This is a genomic window from Vibrio sp. Y51_MX_L26, assembly GCF_024181935.1.
In the GTDB taxonomy this organism is placed as follows: domain Bacteria; phylum Pseudomonadota; class Gammaproteobacteria; order Enterobacterales; family Vibrionaceae; genus Vibrio; species Vibrio diabolicus.
The window spans coordinates 418,941-440,677 of the sequence record NZ_JAMZAS010000003.1; the positions used below are offsets into that span (position 1 = coordinate 418,941).

Genomic DNA, 21,737 nt, shown 5'->3' on the forward strand with positions numbered 1-21,737 from the left:
TTGGTTGCCTTATTTTTATATTCAAATAAAATAGAAGCCATTAGTAGCCCTAATGGCTTTTTTTGTTGCTGATTTTCCTATTTTGTCTATCGTAAATTGAGTGTGGTGGTTCTGCCTTCTTTTAGCACCCAATTGCGCAAATCAAGGTTTGGCCGCAACGCACCTAAAATAAAGGCAATCATTCTTACTTATGCAAGGTTTGGCAAAGCTGCTTGTAATTGATGATGACGCATCAAGTCGTTTAAATTTAAGCAATATATTGGAATTTGTTGGAGAAAATTGCGAAGCGGTCAGTTCTGATCAGCTCAGCGATGTTGATTGGTCTAGCGTATGGTCGTGCTGTATTGTTGGTAACATTCCAGCAGGTCAAGCGGCGAATACGGTTATCTCTCATTTAAACAGCGCCTACCACATCCCACTTTTAGTCATGGGCCGATTTCCGTTGCCCGTGGATGATCTTCCAAATTTTGTAGGTGAGCTAGAACTACCTCTTAATTACCCACAGCTTAGTGAGGCGTTACGCCACTGCAAAGACTTTCTGGGTCGAAAAGGGGTCAATGTCGTTGCCAGTGCACGAAAAAACACGCTTTTTCGCAGCTTAGTTGGTCAAAGCAGAGGTATTCAAGAAGTTCGTCACCTGATCGAGCAAGTCTCAGACACTGAGGCAAACGTGTTGATCTTGGGTGAATCTGGTACCGGTAAAGAAGTCGTTGCGCGTAACATTCACTATCATTCGTCGTACAGCAGTGGTGCCTTTGTGCCCATTAACTGTGGTGCCATTCCACCGGAGCTTCTAGAAAGTGAATTGTTTGGCCACGAAAAAGGCGCGTTTACTGGTGCGTTAACGGCACGTAAAGGTCGATTTGAGCTCGCAGACGGTGGCACGATCTTTCTTGATGAGATTGGCGATATGCCGATGTCGATGCAAGTAAAGCTACTTCGCGTATTGCAAGAGCGCTGCTTCGAACGCGTGGGTGGCAATAGCACCATCAAGGTCAATGTTCGAGTTGTCGCGGCAACACACCGTAATCTAGAAAGTATGATTGAAGAAGGCACGTTCCGAGAAGACTTGTTCTATCGTTTGAACGTGTTTCCAATCGAGATGCCTGCGCTGAAAGAGCGCAAACAAGATATTCCATTGCTGCTGCAAGAGTTGATGACGCGCCTGGAAGCGGAGGGTGGCCAGCCTATCTGTTTTACCCCTCGTGCGATCAATTCATTGATGGAGCACAACTGGCCGGGTAACGTGCGTGAGTTAGCCAACCTTGTTGAGCGAATGATCATTCTGTACCCAAATAGCTTGGTCGATGTAAACCACTTACCAACCAAATATCGCTACAGTGATATCCCGGAGTTCCAACCAGAAAGTAATCCGTTTATTTCGGTTGAAGAACAAGAGCGTGATGTGTTCCAAGACATCTTCTCAGAAGACTTTAGCTTTGATGATCAAGACGATCTTGACCACAGCATGAACGCTCCGCAAGCGCTGCCGCCTGAAGGTGTAAATCTGAAAGAGCTGTTGGCTGATTTAGAAGTTAATATGATCAGCCAAGCGTTAGAAGCACAAGGTGGAGTCGTGGCACGAGCCGCTGATATGCTGGGTATGCGACGCACAACGTTGGTGGAAAAAATGCGTAAGTACAACTTACAACGCTAGGCAACGTTGAGATTTAAGACGATATCTAAATCATTTGGGCTATTTAGCATCGTTTTTCTGACACCAAAAACCGTTATCTGAGGGTGTCAACTTATTGTCGATGACTTAACGTCATGATAAATATAAAAAATAGCTTGGTACGCTAATTGCTTACCAAGCTATTTTAGTTTTAGCGGCGATATTTCGACAGGCAGTAATGGATAACAACACCAACCAATCCCATTTAGATTCCGTAGAAAATCAGGTTGAGCGCTATAAGCAGGTGCTTGATGTGATGCCTGCCGGAGTGATTCTGCTCGACACGTACGGCATAGTGCGTGAAGCAAACCCAGAGGCGCACCGAATTCTTGAGATTCCACTGGTTAATGAAAAATGGTTCAACATTATTCAGGCGGTGTTTGATCCTCGTGAGGATGATGGTCACGAAGTTTCCCTGCGGAATGGTCGTAAAGTTCGATTAGCCATTTCGGCTTCTACGACAGGTCAATTGATCCTGATTACCGATTTAACCGAAACTCGCTTACTTCAAGCTCGTGTGAGTGATTTACAACGCTTGTCGTCGTTAGGGCGTATGGTAGCGTCGCTTGCTCATCAGGTAAGAACGCCGCTATCGAGCGCCATGCTATATGCATCCAATTTGGGAGCGCCAAACCTTCCACCAGCGACAAGGGATCGCTTTCAAACCAAATTAATGGATCGACTGCACGATTTGGAAAAGCAGGTTAATGATATGCTGCTTTTTGCTAAAGGTGGTGATAATAAAGTCATTAAGCCATTTACGATTGCTCAGTTGGTGGCGGAATATCAGCCGATGGTCGAAACCGCGCTAAAAAATAATGGTATTGATTACTGCCTAGAAGTGGAAGAAGAACAAACTGAGTTGCTAGGCAATGCGAATGCGATTGCATCCGCGTTGAGTAACCTTGTCATGAATGCGATTCAGATGTCTGGTAAAGAGTCGCAAGTCGATATTTTTTTCCGCCCGGTAAATGGCGAGTTGCGCATTTCAGTGCAAGACAGCGGACCGGGTGTACCTGAAGAACTACAAGCCAAAATTATGGAGCCATTTTTTACCACGCGTTCTCAAGGAACCGGGTTAGGGCTGGCTGTTGTTCAGATGGTTTGCCGTGCCCATGACGGTCGATTGGAACTTATTTCAGAGCAGGGTGATGGAGCCTGCTTTACCATGTGCATTCCGCTAGAGCGAGTGCAACCAGAAGCGCAGTAAGCAGCTTCTGGTAATAACAATTACTGGAGAATCAGAATGGCGCAAAGCAAAGTGCTGATCGTAGAAGACGATGAAGGTCTTCGTGAAGCCCTAGTGGATACTCTGGCTCTGGCAGGGTATGAGTGGTTAGAAGCTGACTGTGCGGAAGACGCACTACTAAAACTCAAATCGAATACTGTCGATATCGTCGTTTCTGACGTGCAAATGGCAGGTATGGGCGGATTGGCTCTGCTCAAAAACATCAAGCAGAATTGGCCTAACTTACCAGTACTGTTAATGACGGCGTACGCCAACATTGAAGATGCCGTGTCGGCAATGAAAGACGGCGCGATTGACTACATGGCGAAACCATTTGCACCAGAAGTATTGCTGAACATGGTCAGTCGATATGCACCGATCAAAAGCGATGACAATGGTGACGCGGTCGTTGCAGATGAAAAAAGTCTGCGCCTACTTGCATTGGCCGATAAAGTGGCACGTACAGATGCGAATGTTATGGTGCTAGGTCCGAGTGGCTCAGGTAAAGAAGTGATGTCGCGTTATATTCACAACGCATCAAACCGTAAAGATGGTCCATTCGTTGCGATCAACTGTGCGGCGATTCCAGACAACATGCTGGAAGCGACACTATTTGGTTACGAGAAAGGCGCGTTCACTGGTGCGGTTCAAGCGTGTCCGGGTAAGTTTGAACAAGCGCAAGGCGGCACCATTTTGCTAGATGAAATCAGCGAAATGGACTTAAACCTGCAAGCGAAACTATTACGTGTTTTGCAAGAGCGTGAAGTGGAGCGCCTTGGCAGTCGTAAGAGTATCAAGCTGGATGTACGCGTGCTCGCGACCAGTAACCGTGATCTCAAGCAGTATGTCTCAGAAGGCAACTTCCGTGAAGATTTATACTACCGCCTGAATGTGTTCCCAATTGCGTGGCCAGCACTGAACGAACGCAAAGGCGATATTGCGCCACTCGCCAAGCATCTTGCTGAGCGTCATTGCAGCAAGATGGGGATGCCAGTGCCTCAATTTTCAGCCGTTGCGGTAGAAAAGCTGCTGCAATACCCTTGGCCAGGTAACGTTCGTGAGCTGGATAACGTGGTGCAACGAGCTCTTATTTTAAGTGAGAATGGCGATATCGACGCTGAGCATATCTTGCTAGAAGGGGTGGATTGGCAAGATGCCAACAGCTTGCAGCATGTGGTGCAAAATGCAGAGATGGTGGTACCTAATGTTAAGCCAGTCGCTCAACCTGAGAGTGTGAACCGTCCGGTCTCTGGCGGGGAGGGCTTGGGCAGCGAGCTGCGTGACCAAGAATACGCCATTATTTTGGAAACCTTGGTGGAGTGTAACGGCCGACGCAAAGAAATGGCGGAGAAACTGGGCATAAGCCCACGAACCTTGCGCTACAAACTTGCCAAAATGCGTGATGCTGGTATAGATATCCCAAATTAACATGTGCAATCGCCATAAGACAAAAAGTGTAAGCAAACCGCTAACTAATGTCTTATGGCACGTTAATTGCTGTGTTAATAATCAGTTTTGTTAATAGTCAATCTTTTGGCTTAGAGGTGCTAATGAAAGTTGATGGTATTCAGGCAGAAATGCGCGCCATGATGGTAGAAGCAACCAATACTGCTCCTACTGCAAGTGGGGCGAAAGTTGGAGCAGATTTTAATGATCTCCTAACTAAAGCCATCAATAACGTGAACACACTTCAAAAAGCATCCGGTGATTTACAAACCCGTTTTGATCGTGGTGATGCCGATGTTTCCCTTTCTGACGTTATGATTGCTCGTAACAAGTCTAGTGTCGCTTTTGATGCGACGGTTCAAATTCGCAATAAACTCGTTGAGGCGTATAAAGACCTCATGAACATGCCAGTGTAATTTAGGTAATAAGTGTGACAGACAAGTCTACAGATTTAACCGTCACTGAAGGCGGCTCAGATGGTGCACTGGTAGCAAGTTCCGACGTAGATGTGGAGAGTCAAAATCCAGATCTAGAGGAGCGCAGTGCGTCAAAATTTGATATGGCAGTGGGTGACCTTGATTTACTTCGTCAAGTTGTACTTGTGCTGTCAATCTCCATCTGTGTTGCATTGATCGTGATGCTGTTCTTTTGGGTCAAAGAGCCGGAGATGCGCCCGCTTGGAGCGTATGAGACCGAAGAGTTGATCCCCGTTTTGGATTATCTGGACCAGCAAAAAATCAATTACAAGCTTGATGGTAATACCATTTCTGTTGAATCGAGCGAATACAACTCGATCAAACTTGGCATGGTTCGCTCGGGCGTAAACCAAGCCACAGAGGCGGGCGATGATATTTTGCTGCAAGATATGGGCTTTGGCGTATCACAACGTTTAGAGCAAGAGCGCCTTAAACTCAGTCGAGAACGTCAGTTGGCTCAAGCGATTGAGGAAATGAAGCAAGTTCGTAAAGCGCGAGTCTTATTGGCGCTACCAAAGCACAGTGTTTTTGTGCGTCATAACCAAGAAGCATCAGCGTCCGTATTTTTGACACTGTCGACTGGTACGAACCTCAAACAGCAAGAAGTTGATTCTATCGTAGACATGGTGGCGAGTGCCGTTCCGGGAATGAAAACTTCCCGCATTACCGTCACAGATCAGCATGGTCGTTTGCTCAGTTCAGGCTCTCAAGACCCTGCTTCTGCTGCGCGACGCAAAGAGCAAGAATTAGAGCGTAGCCAGGAACAAGCGCTGCGTGAAAAAATTGATTCAGTGCTATTACCTATTTTAGGTTATGGCAACTACACGGCGCAGGTCGATATCCAAATGGATTTCAGCGCGGTTGAACAAACTCGCAAACGCTTTGATCCCAATACCCCTGCAACCCGCAGTGAGTACGCATTAGAAGATTACAATAACGGCAATATGGTAGCGGGTATTCCGGGGGCGTTAAGTAATCAGCCTCCAGCGGATGCCTCTATTCCGCAAGATGTGGCTCAGATGAAAGACGGTTCTGTCATGGGACAGGGTTCGGTGCGTAAAGAATCCACGCGTAACTTTGAGCTTGATACCACCATCAGCCATGAGCGTAAGCAGACGGGGACGGTTGCTCGTCAGACAGTTTCTGTTGCGATTAAGGACCGTCGTCAGGTCAACCCAGATACGGGAGAAGTGACCTATACCCCTATGTCCGAATCGGAAATTAATGCTATTCGCCAAGTCTTAATTGGTACGGTCGGTTTTGACCAAGGCCGTGGTGACTTGTTGAATGTACTGAGTGTGAAGTTTGCAGAGCCTGAGGCTGAACAGCTGGAAGAACCACCAATTTGGGAGCACCCTAACTTCAGTGACTGGGTTCGTTGGTTCGCAAGTGCATTGGTGATCATCGTTGTCGTATTGGTATTGGTTCGCCCAGCAATGAAGAAATTGCTTAACCCTACCAGTGATGACGAAGATGAAATGTACGGACCAGACGGCTTGCCGATTGGTGCGGATGGTGAAACTAGCCTGATTGGCAGCGACATTGAAAGCAGCGAACTGTTTGAGTTTGGTTCAAGTATTGATTTGCCAAACCTTCATAAAGATGAAGATGTATTGAAAGCGGTGCGCGCTCTGGTTGCGAATGAACCTGAACTTGCTGCTCAAGTAGTGAAAAACTGGATGAATGACAATGGCTAACGATATCGTACCTCAAGGTGACAACGCCGCGGGAATGCCAGTTGAGCTGGATGTCTCAACCATTACTGGCGAAGAAAAAGCAGCAATTTTGCTACTGAGTCTCAATGAACAAGATGCCGCTGGCATTATTCGTCACCTAGAGCCAAAACAGGTCCAGCGTGTGGGTAGTGCGATGGCTAAGGCGAAAGATCTCAGCCAAGACAAGGTGTCAGCCGTTCACCGTGCGTTTTTGGAGGACATCCAGAAATACACCAACATCGGCATGGGCAGCGAAGACTTCATGCGTAATGCGCTGGTGGCGGCTCTTGGTGAAGACAAAGCCAACAACTTGGTTGACCAGATCCTACTTGGTACGGGTTCAAAAGGCTTGGATTCGCTGAAATGGATGGACCCACGACAAGTGGCGAGCATCATTGTCAACGAACACCCGCAGATCCAAACCATCGTCTTGTCTTATTTAGAAGCAGACCAATCCGCGGAGATTTTGTCTCAGTTCCCTGAGCGCGTGCGTTTGGACCTGATGATGCGTATTGCCAACCTTGAAGAAGTTCAGCCATCGGCACTGGCAGAGCTGAACGAAATCATGGAGAAACAGTTCGCGGGTCAAGCTGGCGCTCAAGCAGCCAAGATTGGCGGCCTGAAAGCGGCAGCGGAGATCATGAACTATCTAGACAACAACGTCGAAGGTTTGTTGATGGAGCAGATTCGCGATCAAGACGAAGACATGGCGACGCAAATTCAAGACTTGATGTTTGTCTTCGAAAACTTAGTCGAAGTGGACGATCAAGGTATTCAGAAATTGCTGCGTGATGTACCACAAGACGTGTTGCAAAAAGCACTTAAAGGTGCCGACGATTCTCTGCGTGAAAAAGTATTTAAGAACATGTCGAAACGAGCGGCTGAGATGATGCGTGATGACATCGAAGCGATGCCGCCAGTTCGCGTGGCGGATGTCGAAGCGGCACAGAAAGAAATCCTAGCGATCGCTCGTCGCATGGCCGATGCAGGCGAACTCATGTTGTCTGGCGGTGCGGACGAATTCTTATAATCTCTATTGCTCCGCGATTATCCTATTGCGGAGCGCCCTCACTTCTTAATCGAATACATAATAGGTAACCCATGGCTGGCGAAAGAAAACGTGGATTTATCCGTCCTGATGAAGATGATTCGATGATCGAACCACAACGTTGGGGGTTGCCTGATTACGGCGAGCCCAAAGCCAAGCAAGCAAAACAAACCGCATTTAACTATGATCCTGGTTGGGTACCGAATCTTGAAGAACCAGAAGAAGAGCAAGCACTTGAGCTAACCGAAGAGCAGATAGAGCTGATCAAGCAAGGCGCTTATCAGGAAGGTTTGTATCAAGGTCAAGAAGCCGGCTTTAAGCAAGGTTACGACAAAGGCAAAGAAGAAGGCCTGCAAGCGGGCCATGCTGAAGGGCTGGAGCTTGGAAAAGCCGAAGGCGTGACCGCAGGTCAAGAATATATTCAGCAGCAAGTTGAAACCTTTATGAACTTAGCGAACCAGTTTGCTCAGCCGTTAGAGCTAATGAATGCTCAGGTTGAAAAGCAGCTGGTGGACATGGTGCTTTGTTTAGTTAAAGAAGTCGTGCATGTCGAAGTACAAACCAACCCTCAAATTATTTTAGACACGGTTAAGCAGTCGGTTGAAGCGCTGCCAATATCAGGTCACCCTATTACCTTGCACCTGAATACAGAAGACGTTGCGATTATTCGTTCAGCCTACGGCGAAGAAGACCTTGATTGCCGCAACTGGACGTTGGTTGCTGAGCCATCACTCAATCGAGGCGACGTCCAAATTGAAGCGGGTGAGTCAAGCATTAACTACCGTATGGAAGAGCGCGTCAAAAGCGTGTTGCACAGTTTTTGTGGTGCAAACCGTCATCAAGAGGGTGAATAATCCATGCAAGCATTGGCTGACCGTTTAAGAAACTACAAAGTTGAAGGCTTAACGACGCGCCCAGTTGCCTCTGGCAAACTGGTTCGAGTGGTTGGGTTAACGTTGGAAGCGACAGGCTGTCGCGCGCCAATTGGCAGTTTATGCTTAGTGGAAACCATGTCCGGTCAGATGGAAGCCGAGGTCGTCGGTTTTTCAGGTGATAACCTATTTTTGATGCCAAGCGAGCAAATTACGGGCATTTTGCCTGGCGCTAGAGTGACGCCATTAACCAGTGACGCTGGCTTGCCTGTTGGCATGGAGTTGCTTGGCCGCGTGATTGACGGGGTTGGTAATCCGCTTGATGGACTTGGCCCGTTGTATACCGATCATCGCGCCTCTTTTAATGCTGAGCCAATCAACCCGCTGGCTCGAAAGCCAATTTCAGAGCCACTTGATGTGGGCTTGAAAGCGATTAACGGATTATTGACGGTAGGTAAAGGTCAGCGTATCGGTCTGTTTGCTGGCTCTGGTGTGGGTAAATCGGTCACGCTTGGCATGATGACGCGAGGTACAACCGCACAAGTTGTTGTGGTCGGTCTGATAGGTGAGCGTGGACGCGAAGTTAAAGAGTTTATCGAAGAGATTTTAGGTGAGGATGGACGACGTCGCTCTGTCGTGGTGGCTGCGCCTGCCGATGCTTCACCATTGATGCGTTTGAAAGGCTGTCAAACCGCCTTAACCATTGCCGAGTACTTTCGCGATCAAGGTTTGGACGTTCTGTTATTGATGGATTCCTTGACGCGTTTTGCGCAAGCACAGCGTGAAATCGCCCTTTCTGTTGGTGAGCCGCCAGCGACAAAAGGCTATCCGCCTTCTGTGTTCGCCAAGCTACCTGCTTTGGTTGAGCGTGCGGGTAACGGAAGCGCCGAACAAGGCTCAATTACGGCGTTCTTTACCGTGTTGACCGAGGGCGATGATTTACAAGACCCGATTGCGGATGCATCGCGGGCAATTCTTGATGGTCACATTGTGCTGTCCCGTGAAATGGCGGATGCAGGTCATTATCCTGCGATTGACGTCGAAAAGTCGGTTAGCCGTGTTATGCCGCAAATCACCACTGAAGAACATGTTCTGATGTCGAAAGCGGTACGTCAGGTCTTGTCGATTTGCCGCAAGAACCAAGATTTGGTCTCGATTGGGGCGTACAAGCCGGGCACCGATCCTGCTATCGATGGCGCGTTTACATTGAAGCCAAAGTTAGACGAATACTTACAGCAGAGCATGAAAGAATCGGTGCCATACGATATGTGCGTCAACATGCTTAGAAACATTTTAGGCGGGTGATAGCGCATGAACAATGCGATGGAGTTCCTACTTGAGCAGACTAAAGAGCGTGAAGATCAAGCCGTACTTGCGCTGAACAAAGCGCGCTCTGAACTTGAAGATTATTACCGTCAGGTTGAGCAAATCGAAAAGTATCGCCTTGATTATTGCCAACAGCTTATCGACCGTGGGCAGGCGGGCTTAACGGCAAGCGAATATGGGCATTTAAATCGCTTTCTCACTCAGCTAGACGAAACGTTATCTAAGCAGAAACAAGCAGAAAGTCATTTCAAAGAACAGGTAGAAAACTGTCAAGAATACTGGTTAACAGTACGCAAAGAACGCAAATCCTATGAGTGGATGATCGAAAAGCGTGAGAAAGAGAAACAGCTTGCGGAAGCCAAACGGGAACAAAAGCAAATGGACGAGTTTTCAACGTTGCTTTACAGCCGTCGAGCGAAGCCTTTTTAATGTTTAAAAGTTGATGTTGCTTCCACTTATGACACTCGTTTTGTCACTGCAGCAATGAGCTTGTTATTGGCGTAATTTTTGCAGATATCTTTGTAGATGATCATCCCAATAACCTAAATTTGCCACCGTGTGCAATTTAGCAGCGGCCTAGCGCTCGAAGCTGCTGATAATGAGAATTTCTATATGAATGTGAATTTGTCCAATGTTTCTGCGACGAGCAAGACGTCAGTGTCTGACTCTGCCGCACAAGCACCTACAGAAAACGCGGAGAACAAGGGATTTTTAGAAACCTTGACGGATGCGTTTTCAGGTTCACAAAAGTCAGAAAAAGTAGCAACGAAATCACTAAACGGTGAAGAACAAAACAGTGCCGAGATTAACACGCTTTCGTCTGGCAAAGCTGATAGCCAAGAAGCGGTCACAGACGTGGCTCAAGCGAGTAGTAACGACGCCGAAGAGTTTCTGGCGCAAGAAAGCCATCAAGAGCAAAACCGCTCTGGCGACATGCTGACAGAGCATGCGAACATCATTCAAAGTGATGAAGTAAGCCTACTGGAAGCCAAACAAGGCGCGCACTCGCAAAATGATGCTGATGTCACTGAGAAAGTAGGTTCACTCTCGAGCGCCCCTTCAGCTGCTAATGGCGCAAAAAGCGCGATGGGTGAAGGACAACAGCTGCTTGGTCGTATTGAACAAGCGAATCAAACCTTGAAAGCGAATAATGCATCCATCGATAGTGGCAAAGTTTTGCCTCAACGAGCGGGTTTAGAGCACTCGTTTAACGAGCAAACAACAGACATTGATGAACTTGCTTTGAATGACATGCCATCAGCTCAATCGCTTGAACAAGTGCAGGCAATGGCGGAACAAGGCTTAGAGCCAATTTTAGATAAGCATGGTCAACCTATCGATGTCGATAAGCTCTCGTCTGAGTTTGCTACTTGGCAAGGTCTGGCTAAACAAGTCAGTCACCCAACCGAGATGAGCATGGTCAGTGATGAGGTTGCCAATGAACTATCGCCACTGGAGGTGGGGTTGGATGGCTCTAAAATTGATGCGCTTCAGCATGTTTCCTTGGATGAACTCGAACTCATAGATACCAAACTGGCGCAGGGAAAACCACTGACTCAGCAAGAAACAGAGATCATAGAAGGGTTGAAAAAAGGGACGGTCATTGCCGATATTCCTGAGCAAGATCTTGCCCAGTTTGTTGCGCTTCCTACTGACGTTAAACAGGTTCTTGCAGAGCAGCAAGTACAACATCATTTGGCTCGCCAGGCTGCGCCTATGGGGATGTCTCAGCAAGCCCTTAATTTGGCGACTCAATCAGCTCAGCCGCAAGCTGTTCAGAGTGCAGTTAAAGTCGCATTGTCTCCGATGCCAGATGCGTTCGTCGCAGCTCATTTACCGACGGCGCTTCAAGGCGTAAAGGACGGAGAGGTTAACCAGAAAGTTGTGAATGCCGCATTGACTGCTGGTGCACTTAAAGCGACAGCGGATAAGCAAGATAAACCAGAACTTCAACATGGTTTAGCAGGGCAGCTTCAGGCGATGGCGGGTCAACAAGGAACAAACGTGCAGCAACAAGCGCGTATTGATGCTGCGCAGCAAGCTCAGCTTCCGTTGCAACTGACAAAAGAGTTGGCCAATGAGCAAGTGGCGGAAAAAGTGCAAATGATGATGTCGAAAAACCTAAAAAACCTCGATATTCGTCTTGATCCACCAGAATTAGGTCGTATGCAAATTCGTATGACGATGAACAACGATGTGGCTAATGTGCATTTTACGGTGAACAACCCGCAAGCGCGTGACATCATTGAACAGACGCTTCCTCGCTTGAGAGAGATGTTGGCGCAGCAGGGTATGCAACTGGCTGGCTCTTCTGTTCAGCAACAAAACAGCGGACAGCAGCAAGGTAGGTATACTGCTGAGCAACATGGTCAAAGCGCTCAAGGCAGCGGTTTTTCTGGACAATCAGAAGAGAGCTTTGATGCTGACGTCAATCTGGATTTGAATGTCGCTTCAAAGCGTGATGGAATTAGCTTTTACGCATAGCAGGCCGTTTAAAGGCAATAATACAAGGTTACCAAACGACTTCCTTAAGCATCTCGGTAACCTAAAAGAATAATAAGAGACAACAATGGCAGAAGAACAGTTACAAGGGGCCGATGCGCCGAAAGGAAAAGGTAAGTTACTTATCATCATAATCGCTGTTGTGGTATTGCTACTTGGCGGTGGTGCAGCAGCGTTCTTTCTCATGGGCTCTGATGAACCAGCTCAGGCTGAAGCGTCTCAACAGGTTCAAGCGAAGGCATCTGATGCCTCGCCGATTGCCTACGTGAATCTTCCTCAGGCATTTGTATTTAACGTTACTGGGGACCGTCGCGACAGACTGGTACAAATTAAAGCTCAGTTAATGGTTCGCGGCGCAGAGAATGAAGAGTTGGCGCGGTACCATTCGCCACTGATTGAGAGCTCTTTGTTATCAACGTTTGCTTCGGCGACGGTTGAGCAGTTGCGTTCTCCAACGGGACGAGTGGAATTGCGCGATCGAGCTTCCGAAGATATCAAAGCAGCGCTAAACGCTGCGGTCGGTAAGCCAGTGATTGAAAAAGTACTGTTTACAGATTTTGTTATTCAATAGGTAAAACGTGACCGATCTATTAAGCCAAGACGAAATTGATGCGCTATTGCACGGGGTTGACGATGTTGATGACGTCGATGAAACGATAGAAAACGACAACGAAGGTGCCGTCAATTTTGATTTCTCGTCGCAAGACAGGATTGTACGTGGTCGAATGCCGACGCTCGAACTTATCAACGAGCGCTTTGCACGACACATGCGTATTAGTCTGTTTAATATGCTGCGTAAAACGGCAGAAGTGTCGATCAATGGCGTGCAGATGATGAAGTTTGGCGAATACCAAAACACATTGTACGTGCCAACCAGTTTGAACATGGTGCGTTTTCGCCCGTTAAAAGGTACAGCGTTGATCACCATGGAGGCTCGCTTAGTCTTTATTCTGGTAGAAAACTTCTTTGGTGGGGATGGTCGATTCCATGCCAAAATCGAAGGGCGCGAATTTACCCCAACGGAACGCCGCATCATTCAGCTGCTGCTGAAGATTGTATTTGAAGACTACAAAGAAGCGTGGTCGCCAGTGATGGGGGTGGAGTTCGAATATCTCGACTCTGAAGTAAACCCAAGTATGGCTAACATTGTCAGCCCGACAGAAGTGATTGTCGTGAGTTCTTTCCACATTGAGGTCGATGGTGGCGGCGGCGATTTTCATGTCGTTATGCCTTACTCCATGGTTGAGCCGATCCGTGAACTGTTGGATGCAGGTGTTCAGTCCGACAAGATGGAGACAGACGTCCGTTGGAGCTCAGCATTACGTGAAGAGATTATGGATTGTCCGGTTAACTTTCGCGTTAACTTGCTTGAAAAAGACATCTCTTTGCGTGACCTCATGGAATTGCAACCGGGTGACATCATTCCGATTGAAATGCCAGAACATGCGACAATGTTTGTGGAAGACCTGCCGACCTATCGCGTAAAAATGGGCCGTTCGGAAGACAAATTAGCGGTGCAAATTTCTGAGGAAATTGAGCGCCCACATGTAGTCAAAACAGATTTAGCTTTCTTGGGCAAAGACATCATGTCTGAGCTTGAGAATGAAGACGATATAGACGATTAAGATACCTTATTGAACAGACATGCTTTGGCATTAAATAAGGCTTAACACAGGATAGAAAAATGGAACCAAGTGACGATCAAAAGCTAGCAGATGAATGGGCAGCCGCTCTTGGCGAAGACCCGTCTGCACCTTCTGTTGACGTAGATGAAGTATTGGCCGCGCCACTGGAAGAGCTAAAAGACACTTCAAGCCCAATTACCGAAGATGAGCGCCGTAAACTCGACACCATCATGGATATTCCGGTGACGATTTCGATGGAAGTCGGTCGGTCACAAATCAGCATTCGGAACTTGTTGCAATTGAACCAAGGATCGGTTGTTGAGTTGGATCGTCTAGCGGGCGAGTCATTGGACGTATTAGTCAACGGTACACTGATTGCGCATGGCGAAGTCGTGGTCGTGAACGATAAGTTTGGTATCCGTTTGACGGATGTGATCAGCCAAACTGAACGAATTAAGAAGCTACGTTAAGATGAGCCGCTCAATCAAAACGCGATTGACGCAAATCACTGGAGCACTGAGCTTAATGCTGAGTGCTCCTTATGCATTTGCTGCCGCACCAAATAATCTGGATCTTGCGACGACACTTGGCTCGCTTGTGCTTGTGATCGGCGTGATTCTTTTGTTGGCTTGGCTACTTAAACGTATGCAAGTGCCGGTTATGGGACAACAAAAAGGCTTGCGTATTGTGAGTCAGTTGCCAGTGGGCACCAAAGAAAGAATCGCCGTAGTTCAAGTGGGTGAAGAGCAGTTTTTGGTTGGAATTACCAGCCAATCAATCCAAACGTTAGCCAAGTTAGATAAGCCACTGAAAGAGGAAGAGTTGGCGACCAATGCTTTTGCGACTCAATTTAGCCAACTGATCAAAAAACATGACAAAGGGTAACCCGATTCGTTTGCTCCTGAGCACGTTGTTGCTTTTCGTCGGCGTGCTGTTTTCTTCATTTTCGTTTGCTGAGGCAGAGGAGTCTGCTCTGCCTGAAAACTTGGCCGATGGAAGTAGCGTCACTGTTCAGGCGATGCAAAGTGATACTGGCGCCAGTCGTGCTATGTCCGTTTCTAGTGGTGGTGGCATCCCTGCGTTTACCATGACCACAAACCCAGATGGCAGTGAAGATTACTCGGTTACGCTACAAATCCTAGCGTTAATGACCATGCTTGGCTTCTTGCCTGCTATGGTGATTCTAATGACGTCGTTTACTCGAATTGTTGTGGTGATGTCGATATTGCGTCAGGCAATGGGTTTGCAACAAACGCCGTCTAATCAGGTCATCATTGGTATAGCTCTGTTTTTGACCTTCTTTGTTATGTCTCCCGTCCTGAACGAAATCAACGATAAAGCCGTTCAGCCTTATTTGAATGAGCAAGTCACTGCGAGAGAAGCGTTTGATGCTGCACAAGCACCAATGAAAGCTTTCATGCTTAAACAAACCCGAATCAAAGATTTGGAGACGTTCGTAACCATGTCAGGAGAGCAAGTCGATAATCCAGAAGATGTGTCGATGGCGGTGTTGATTCCGGCTTTTATCACCTCAGAGCTAAAAACTGCATTCCAAATTGGTTTTATGCTCTTCTTGCCGTTTTTGATTATTGACCTCGTGGTAGCGTCGGTACTGATGGCAATGGGTATGATGATGTTGTCACCAATGATTGTTTCGTTGCCGTTCAAGTTGATGCTGTTCGTATTGGTCGATGGTTGGAACTTGATACTTTCGACACTCGCGGGCAGTTTTGCCCTTTAGATAAGCGCAGATAGAGGATAAGACATGACACCAGAAATGTTTGTCGAGCTTTTCCGTGAAGCACTTTGGATGGTGCTTATCATGGTCTGCGCCATTATCATCCCAAGTTTGCTTATTGGCCTTATTGTTGCGATTTTCCAAGCTGCGACTTCCATCAACGAACAAACATTGAGCTTCTTGCCGCGTTTGATTGTCACGCTTTTGGCTCTAATGCTATTTGGTCACTGGATGACGCAAATGTTGATGGAATATTTCTATGGCTTGATTGAGCGCTTACCTCAGGTGCTTTATTAGAGGCGCCTATGGAGTACCCCACTAGCGTTGTCTTAGATTGGATCGCAAACTATTTCTGGCCCTACGTTCGTATCTCTTCCATGCTGATGGTGATGACGGTAACTGGGGCTCGATTTGTCTCACCACGAATCCGCCTTTACCTCGGGTTAGCCATTACTTTTGCCGTCATGCCAGCGATCCCTGCAGTGCCCCAAGACATTGAGTTGCTCTCGTTTCGGGGTTTTATGACCATTGCCGAGCAAATGATCATCGGTATTGCGATGGGTATGGTCACTCAATTTATGATTCAAACCTTTGTCTTGTTGGGACAAATATTGGGTATGCAGTCAAGTTTGGGTTTCGCTTCTATGGTTGATCCCGCAAATGGTCAGAACACGCCATTGCTTGGTCAGTTATTCATGTTTTTGACGACAATGTTTTTCCTTGCCACCGATGGGCATTTGAAAATGCTGCAACTGGTAGTGTTCAGCTTTAAAACCTTGCCGATTGGCTCCGGCTCGCTCAACGCGGTTGATTTCCGTGAAATGGCAGGCTGGCTTGGTATTATGTTCCAAACGGCACTGAGTATGTCGCTATCTGGCATTATTGCACTACTTACCATTAACTTGTCGTTTGGTGTAATGACCCGTGCTGCACCACAGCTGAATATCTTTTCGCTTGGTTTTGCGTTTGCGTTGATGGTGGGTCTATTACTGTGTTGGTACATACTGGCTGGCCTTTACAGTCATTATGAAATGTTCTGGACGGTGGGTGAGGCGCAGATTTGTCGACTCATTCGCTTGGAGTGTTAAGAATTGGCAGAATCAGACGGTCAGGAACGCACCGAAGAAGCCACGCCCCGGCGGTTACAACAAGCCAGAGAAAAGGGGCAGGTTGCTCGGTCTAAAGAACTCGCATCAGCATCTGTACTGATCGTTGGCGCCATTTCACTGATGTGGTTTGGCGAGGCGTTAGCACGCTCACTGTTTTCCATCATGAGCCGTTTATTTGATCTTCAACGAGAAGAGATTTTCGATACGGCAAAGCTATTTGACATTGCTTTAGGGGCGATGACCGATTTGTTGTTCCCACTATTTTTGGTGTTAGCGACATTGTTTACTGCCGCCATGATTGGTGCTGCGGGTGTGGGAGGAATCAGTTTTTCTGCTCAAGCGGCTATGCCAAAGCTGTCAAAAATGAATCCGCTTAGCGGTTTAAAGCGGATGGTCGGAATGCAAAGCTGGGTAGAGTTGATCAAATCAATTCTTAAAGTGGTTTTGGTTACTGGTGTCGCGATCTATTTGATCCAAGCATCGCAGGCGGATCTGATTCAATTAAGTATGGATGTGTATCCGCAAAACATCTTCCATGCTTTAGATATTCTGCTGAACTTTATCTTGTTGATCAGCTGTTCGCTGTTGATCGTGGTTGCCATCGATATTCCATTTCAAATCTGGCAGCACGCTGATCAGTTAAAAATGACCAAGCAAGAAGTCAAAGACGAATATAAAGAAACCGAGGGTAAGCCAGAGGTCAAAGGACGCATTCGTATGCTGCAAAGAGAAGCGGCTCAACGTCGTATGATGGCAGATGTTCCTCAGGCTGATGTTATTGTTACCAACCCAGAGCACTTTTCGGTTGCGCTTCGTTATAAACAGAAGACAGACCGTGCGCCGGTAGTGATCGCTAAAGGCACCGATCACATGGCAATGAAGATTCGAGAAGTCGCCCGAGAGCATGACATCACAATTGTACCTGCTCCGCCACTTGCTCGTGCGCTGTACCATACTACCGAGCTAGAACAAGAGATCCCCGATGGATTGTTTACTGCGGTGGCTCAGGTTTTGGCATTTGTATTCCAGTTGAAGCAATACCGAAAGCGAGGTGGTCAGCGCCCCAAAATTCAGGATTACGATTTGCCAATCCCGCCAGAACACCGGCACTAATGCTAAAAGAAGCCTAATTCTAAAAAGGCTAATTTAATCAGATATTAAGCTCTACTTGAGTGTTTAGTCATTATTTTGGCGTTAATTATGGTACATAGCTTGCTTAAAACGCCTTAATTATCAACCATACCTAAACTTTTAGGCCAAAGCGGTCGCGTATTAATAGTAAGAGCTAACGTGACGCTTCAATCGATTGAGATCTCTCGTAGTATGAAGTTAAGCCTGCCATTTGCAGATAAATTGCCACGAATCCCTCAGCGTGAAATGCCAGCTATTGGCGCGCCGGTGATGGTTTTGGCCACCTTAGCGATGGTGGTGCTGCCTATTCCAGCCTTTTTGCTGGATATGTTCTTCACCTTTAACATCGCGTTGTCGATGGTGGTGTTGTTAGTGACCGTTTACACACGTCGTCCGTTGGACTTCGCCGCTTTTCCGACGGTACTGCTGATCGCGACCTTGTTGCGTTTGGCGCTGAACGTTGCCTCGACACGTGTTGTCTTACTGCATGGTCACGAAGGCGGCAACGCGGCAGGTAACGTAATTGAAGCGTTTGGTAATGTCGTTATTGGTGGTAACTACGCGGTCGGCTTAGTGGTTTTCCTTATCTTAATGATCATCAACTTTATGGTGGTGACCAAAGGTGCGGGTCGTATCTCTGAGGTAAGTGCTCGCTTCACCCTTGATGCGTTGCCAGGTAAGCAGATGGCTATTGATGCGGACTTAAATGCCGGATTGATAGACCAAGAACAAGCAAGAGTTCGTCGTTTTGAAGTGACCAAAGAAGCGGATTTCTACGGTTCAATGGATGGTGCCTCGAAGTTCGTAAAAGGTGACGCGATTGCCGGTATTTTGATTCTGTTTATCAACATCATCGGCGGTCTGTCGATCGGTATGGCGCAGTATGGATTGGGTTTCGGTGAGGCAATTGAAATCTATACTTTGCTGACGATTGGTGACGGCCTAGTTGCACAGATTCCATCGCTATTGCTGTCGATTGCAGCGGCGATGATGGTGACGCGTCAAAACACCGATGAAGACATGGGTGAACAGCTGGTCTTCCAGATGTTCGACAACCCAAAAGCACTGATGATTACCGCAGCTATTCTCGGTGTGATGGGCATCGTACCGGGCATGCCACACTTTGCGTTTTTGAGTCTGGCGGTCGCGGCTGGCGCGGCGGCGTATTTCATCGATAAACGCCAAAAGCAGAAAGCGAAAGAACCGGCTTTACCAGCGAAAGCTGACGAAGGTGCAGAGCCTTCATCACAACGCGAGCTTTCTTGGGACGACGTCCAGCCAGTCGATATTATTGGCCTAGAAGTGGGTTACCGCTTGATTCCGCTAGTGGACCGAGACCAAGGCGGAGAACTGTTAGAGCGCGTAAAAGGTGTGCGTAAAAAGCTATCGCAAGATTTTGGGTTCTTAATCCCTGCGGTTCACATACGTGACAACCTTGAACTGACGCCAAACAGCTATCGAATCACATTAATGGGGGTTGCGGTGGGCGAAGCTGAGATTCGTCCGGATCAAGAGCTAGCGATTAACCCAGGTCAGGTGTATGGCATGATTGATGGCGAGCCAACCATTGACCCTGCATTTGGACTGGAAGCTGTATGGATTCGCGAAGATCAGCGTGAGCATGCTCAGGCGTTAGGTTATACGGTTGTTGACTCATCGACAGTATTAGCGACGCACCTGAGCCAGTTATTGACTAATAACGCATCGCAGTTGATTGGTCATGAAGAAGTAGAGAATTTATTAGAAATGTTAGGACGCAGCGCGCCTAAGTTGGTTGAGAACTTTGTTCCTGACCAATTACCATTAGGTGTGGTGGTGAAAGTCCTACAAAACTTGTTAAACGAGGCCATCCCAATCCGCGATATTCGCACGATTGTTCAAACTTTGGCTGAGTACTCAAGTAAGAGTCAAGAAGCTGACATATTGACGGCAGCAGTTCGAATTAGTCTGAAACGTCTAATTGTTCAAGAAATCAATGGTATAGAGCCTGAGCTGCCAGTGATTACTTTGATACCTGAACTGGAACAAATATTGCATCAAACTATGCAAGCATCAGGAGGCGAATCTGCGGGGATTGAACCGGGGCTCGCTGAACGATTGCAGTCTTCACTAAGCCAAGCGACACAGGAACAAGAATTGAAAGGCGAACCTGCCGTTCTGCTTACTTCCGGTGTATTACGCTCGACGTTGGCGAAATTTGTGAAGAACACAATACCTAATCTCCGGGTACTGTCTTACCAAGAAATCCCGGATGAAAAACAGATCAGAATTGTGCAAGCCGTGGGTAACTGATCTCACGCATCATTAATGGATTCATAGTTTGAAAATAAAGCGATTTTTTGCCAAAGACATGAGAACGGCGCTGCTCCAAGTGAAAGAGGAGTTAGGCGCGGAAGCGGTGATCATGTCAAACAAGAAAGTGGCTGGTGGGGTGGCGATTGTTGCGGCGATAGATAGTGAATCTAACCCGTCTCAAGCAAGCGCAGCGTCACAACAAAATCGCGGTGCTTCTCAATCGAATCGCTATAACGAACATCGTCAAATGTCATCGTCTTCTGCAGATCGTTATCAAGATCGTCATTTAGATGAAGATAAAATTAGCCTGAACAGTAATAACAGTAACAACGAAAAAACAGGCTCGATGACGCAGCGATTCGCTAACATGCTTAAGCAATATAGTGGTGGTGCAGCAGATGCTGACGATCATGTAGCGGAAAATGAAGATTCGCTCTCTGCTTTATTGCAACGCCAGAATAAGCATCGCGACGGCTACAACCAAGAAAAGCCAGCGCCATATCAACCAGATTCACCTTTGGCGAAGTTAATCGCACAAGATAATCGATTTGAGCGTCCAACGCCGAAGTTGGATCCGACACGCTATGATCGCCGCCGTCCAAGTGATGAGCGAGAAGAGTCTGCCGATGAGCTGGAGAGTATGCGCGAAGAGATGACGTCAATTCGTCGTCTTCTAGAGCATCAAGTCTCTGGCCTGATGTGGCAGGAAGTGGAACGTCGAGAGCCGCTCAGAGCAATGCTGATTAAGCGCTTAGAGCGTATGGGCGTTTCTCCGGAGTTAGCAGACCAAATGGCGTGCTATATCCCGGAAGATACAAAACCAGCGCGAGCGTGGAAAGCGTTGTTGTCGCTGGTGGCGGATCAAATCAATATTCCTAAACAGGACATTTTAAAACGTGGTGGTGTGGTTGCACTGCTAGGTCCGACGGGGGTGGGGAAAACAACCACCGTTGCGAAGCTCGCAGCACGTGCCGCCATGGAATACGGTGCCGACAATGTGGCCCTTGTGACAACAGATACATATCGCATAGGTGCACATGAGCAGCTCTCAATTTACGGAAGAATCATGGGTTGTCCCGTAAGAGTTGCTAAAGATTCTAACGAGTTAGCCGATGTTATATATCAGCTAAGAAACAGAAGACTGATTTTGGTCGATACGGCAGGGATGGGGCAACGAGATGTCAGGCTTTCTGAGCAGCTCGATACTCTAATGCAAGAGAGCGGAGAAGTGATTCACAGCTACCTTGTTTTGCCAGCTACCGCACAACGTCGCGTTCTACAAGAAACGCTGGATCACTTCCGACGCATACCACTTTCGGGTTGTATTATGACGAAGCTTGATGAGTCATTAAGTCTAGGCGAATTCATCAGTGTAGTGATTCAAAACGCAATGCCAGTGGCTTACATCGCTAATGGTCAGCGCGTGCCAGAAGACATTGTGATAGCGCAACCAAAATATATGCTTGCGAAAGCAAATGAACTGTTAGAGAAGTCGACAGAGAACGAACCTCACTTTTGGAACAGTGACAGTGAAGGACTCTAAGGCGGCGG

At 47.4% G+C, this 21,737-nt stretch carries 20 protein-coding genes; all 20 read left to right on the forward strand.

Going from position 1 to position 21,737, the window contains the following annotated elements:
* The first annotated feature begins 190 nt into the window (after positions 1-190).
* The 20 genes from NL645_RS10580 (at position 191) to flhF (ending at position 21,729) form a co-directional block, all read left to right on the forward strand.
* Complete coding sequence (locus tag NL645_RS10580; RefSeq protein ID WP_006741695.1) at positions 191-1,657, forward strand: sigma-54 dependent transcriptional regulator; 1,467 nt, start codon at positions 191-193, stop codon at positions 1,655-1,657.
* Between the two features lie 196 nt (positions 1,658-1,853).
* Complete coding sequence (locus NL645_RS10585) at positions 1,854-2,885, forward strand: PAS domain-containing sensor histidine kinase (RefSeq protein ID WP_046875535.1); 1,032 nt, start codon at positions 1,854-1,856, stop codon at positions 2,883-2,885.
* 36 nt (positions 2,886-2,921) lie between these two features.
* On the forward strand, positions 2,922-4,331 hold the full coding sequence (locus tag NL645_RS10590) for a sigma-54 dependent transcriptional regulator (RefSeq protein ID WP_046875536.1): 1,410 nt from the start codon (positions 2,922-2,924) through the stop codon (positions 4,329-4,331).
* Positions 4,332-4,453: 122 nt separating this feature from the next.
* On the forward strand, positions 4,454-4,765 hold the full coding sequence (fliE, locus tag NL645_RS10595; RefSeq protein ID WP_012841525.1) for a flagellar hook-basal body complex protein FliE: 312 nt from the start codon (positions 4,454-4,456) through the stop codon (positions 4,763-4,765).
* A gap of 8 nt (positions 4,766-4,773) precedes the next feature.
* Positions 4,774-6,522, forward strand: coding sequence for a flagellar basal-body MS-ring/collar protein FliF (gene fliF, locus NL645_RS10600; protein ID WP_253651711.1), 1,749 nt, complete (start codon positions 4,774-4,776; stop codon positions 6,520-6,522).
* Entirely contained in the window at positions 6,515-7,570 is a 1,056-nt protein-coding gene (gene fliG / locus NL645_RS10605) for a flagellar motor switch protein FliG (RefSeq protein ID WP_253651680.1), read from the forward strand. Before fliF ends, fliG begins: the two co-directional genes overlap by 8 nt.
* Before the next feature lie 71 nt (positions 7,571-7,641).
* Complete coding sequence (gene fliH / locus NL645_RS10610; protein WP_145532739.1) at positions 7,642-8,442, forward strand: flagellar assembly protein FliH; 801 nt, start codon at positions 7,642-7,644, stop codon at positions 8,440-8,442.
* 3 nt (positions 8,443-8,445) lie between these two features.
* Positions 8,446-9,765: a flagellar protein export ATPase FliI gene (fliI, locus tag NL645_RS10615; protein ID WP_006741701.1), complete on the forward strand. Its 1,320-nt coding sequence runs from the start codon at positions 8,446-8,448 to the stop codon at positions 9,763-9,765.
* A gap of 6 nt (positions 9,766-9,771) precedes the next feature.
* On the forward strand, positions 9,772-10,215 hold the full coding sequence (gene fliJ, locus NL645_RS10620; protein ID WP_012841527.1) for a flagellar export protein FliJ: 444 nt from the start codon (positions 9,772-9,774) through the stop codon (positions 10,213-10,215).
* Between the two features lie 183 nt (positions 10,216-10,398).
* Entirely contained in the window at positions 10,399-12,270 is a 1,872-nt protein-coding gene (locus NL645_RS10625; RefSeq protein ID WP_253651681.1) for a flagellar hook-length control protein FliK, read from the forward strand.
* A gap of 85 nt (positions 12,271-12,355) precedes the next feature.
* Positions 12,356-12,859 carry a flagellar basal body-associated protein FliL gene (gene fliL, locus NL645_RS10630; RefSeq protein ID WP_253651682.1) on the forward strand — a complete coding sequence of 168 codons (504 nt, stop codon included), beginning with the start codon at positions 12,356-12,358 and terminating at the stop codon, positions 12,857-12,859.
* A 7-nt stretch (positions 12,860-12,866) separates the two neighbouring features.
* A complete protein-coding gene (gene fliM / locus NL645_RS10635) occupies positions 12,867-13,913 on the forward strand; it encodes a flagellar motor switch protein FliM (RefSeq protein WP_253651683.1) in 1,047 nt (348 codons plus the stop codon).
* Positions 13,914-13,972: 59 nt separating this feature from the next.
* Positions 13,973-14,383, forward strand: coding sequence for a flagellar motor switch protein FliN (gene fliN / locus NL645_RS10640; RefSeq protein ID WP_012841530.1), 411 nt, complete (start codon positions 13,973-13,975; stop codon positions 14,381-14,383).
* A gap of 1 nt (position 14,384) precedes the next feature.
* A complete protein-coding gene (gene fliO, locus NL645_RS10645; RefSeq protein WP_253651684.1) occupies positions 14,385-14,798 on the forward strand; it encodes a flagellar biosynthetic protein FliO in 414 nt (137 codons plus the stop codon).
* A complete protein-coding gene (gene fliP, locus NL645_RS10650; RefSeq protein WP_253651685.1) occupies positions 14,785-15,654 on the forward strand; it encodes a flagellar type III secretion system pore protein FliP in 870 nt (289 codons plus the stop codon). Before fliO ends, fliP begins: the two co-directional genes overlap by 14 nt.
* 24 nt (positions 15,655-15,678) lie before the next feature.
* On the forward strand, positions 15,679-15,948 hold the full coding sequence (gene fliQ / locus NL645_RS10655) for a flagellar biosynthesis protein FliQ (RefSeq protein WP_012841532.1): 270 nt from the start codon (positions 15,679-15,681) through the stop codon (positions 15,946-15,948).
* Between the two features lie 8 nt (positions 15,949-15,956).
* A complete protein-coding gene (gene fliR, locus NL645_RS10660; protein WP_005384463.1) occupies positions 15,957-16,739 on the forward strand; it encodes a flagellar biosynthetic protein FliR in 783 nt (260 codons plus the stop codon).
* A 3-nt stretch (positions 16,740-16,742) separates the two neighbouring features.
* Positions 16,743-17,873 (forward strand): flagellar biosynthesis protein FlhB, encoded by a 1,131-nt coding sequence (gene flhB / locus NL645_RS10665; protein WP_006741705.1) that lies wholly within the window; start codon positions 16,743-16,745, stop codon positions 17,871-17,873.
* 210 nt (positions 17,874-18,083) lie between these two features.
* Complete coding sequence (gene flhA, locus NL645_RS10670; protein WP_041853026.1) at positions 18,084-20,183, forward strand: flagellar biosynthesis protein FlhA; 2,100 nt, start codon at positions 18,084-18,086, stop codon at positions 20,181-20,183.
* Between the two features lie 28 nt (positions 20,184-20,211).
* The gene (gene flhF, locus NL645_RS10675) at positions 20,212-21,729 is read left to right on the forward strand and encodes a flagellar biosynthesis protein FlhF (protein WP_012841533.1); all 1,518 of its coding nucleotides are present in this window, start codon (positions 20,212-20,214) and stop codon (positions 21,727-21,729) included.
* The last annotated feature ends 8 nt before the right edge of the window (positions 21,730-21,737 follow it).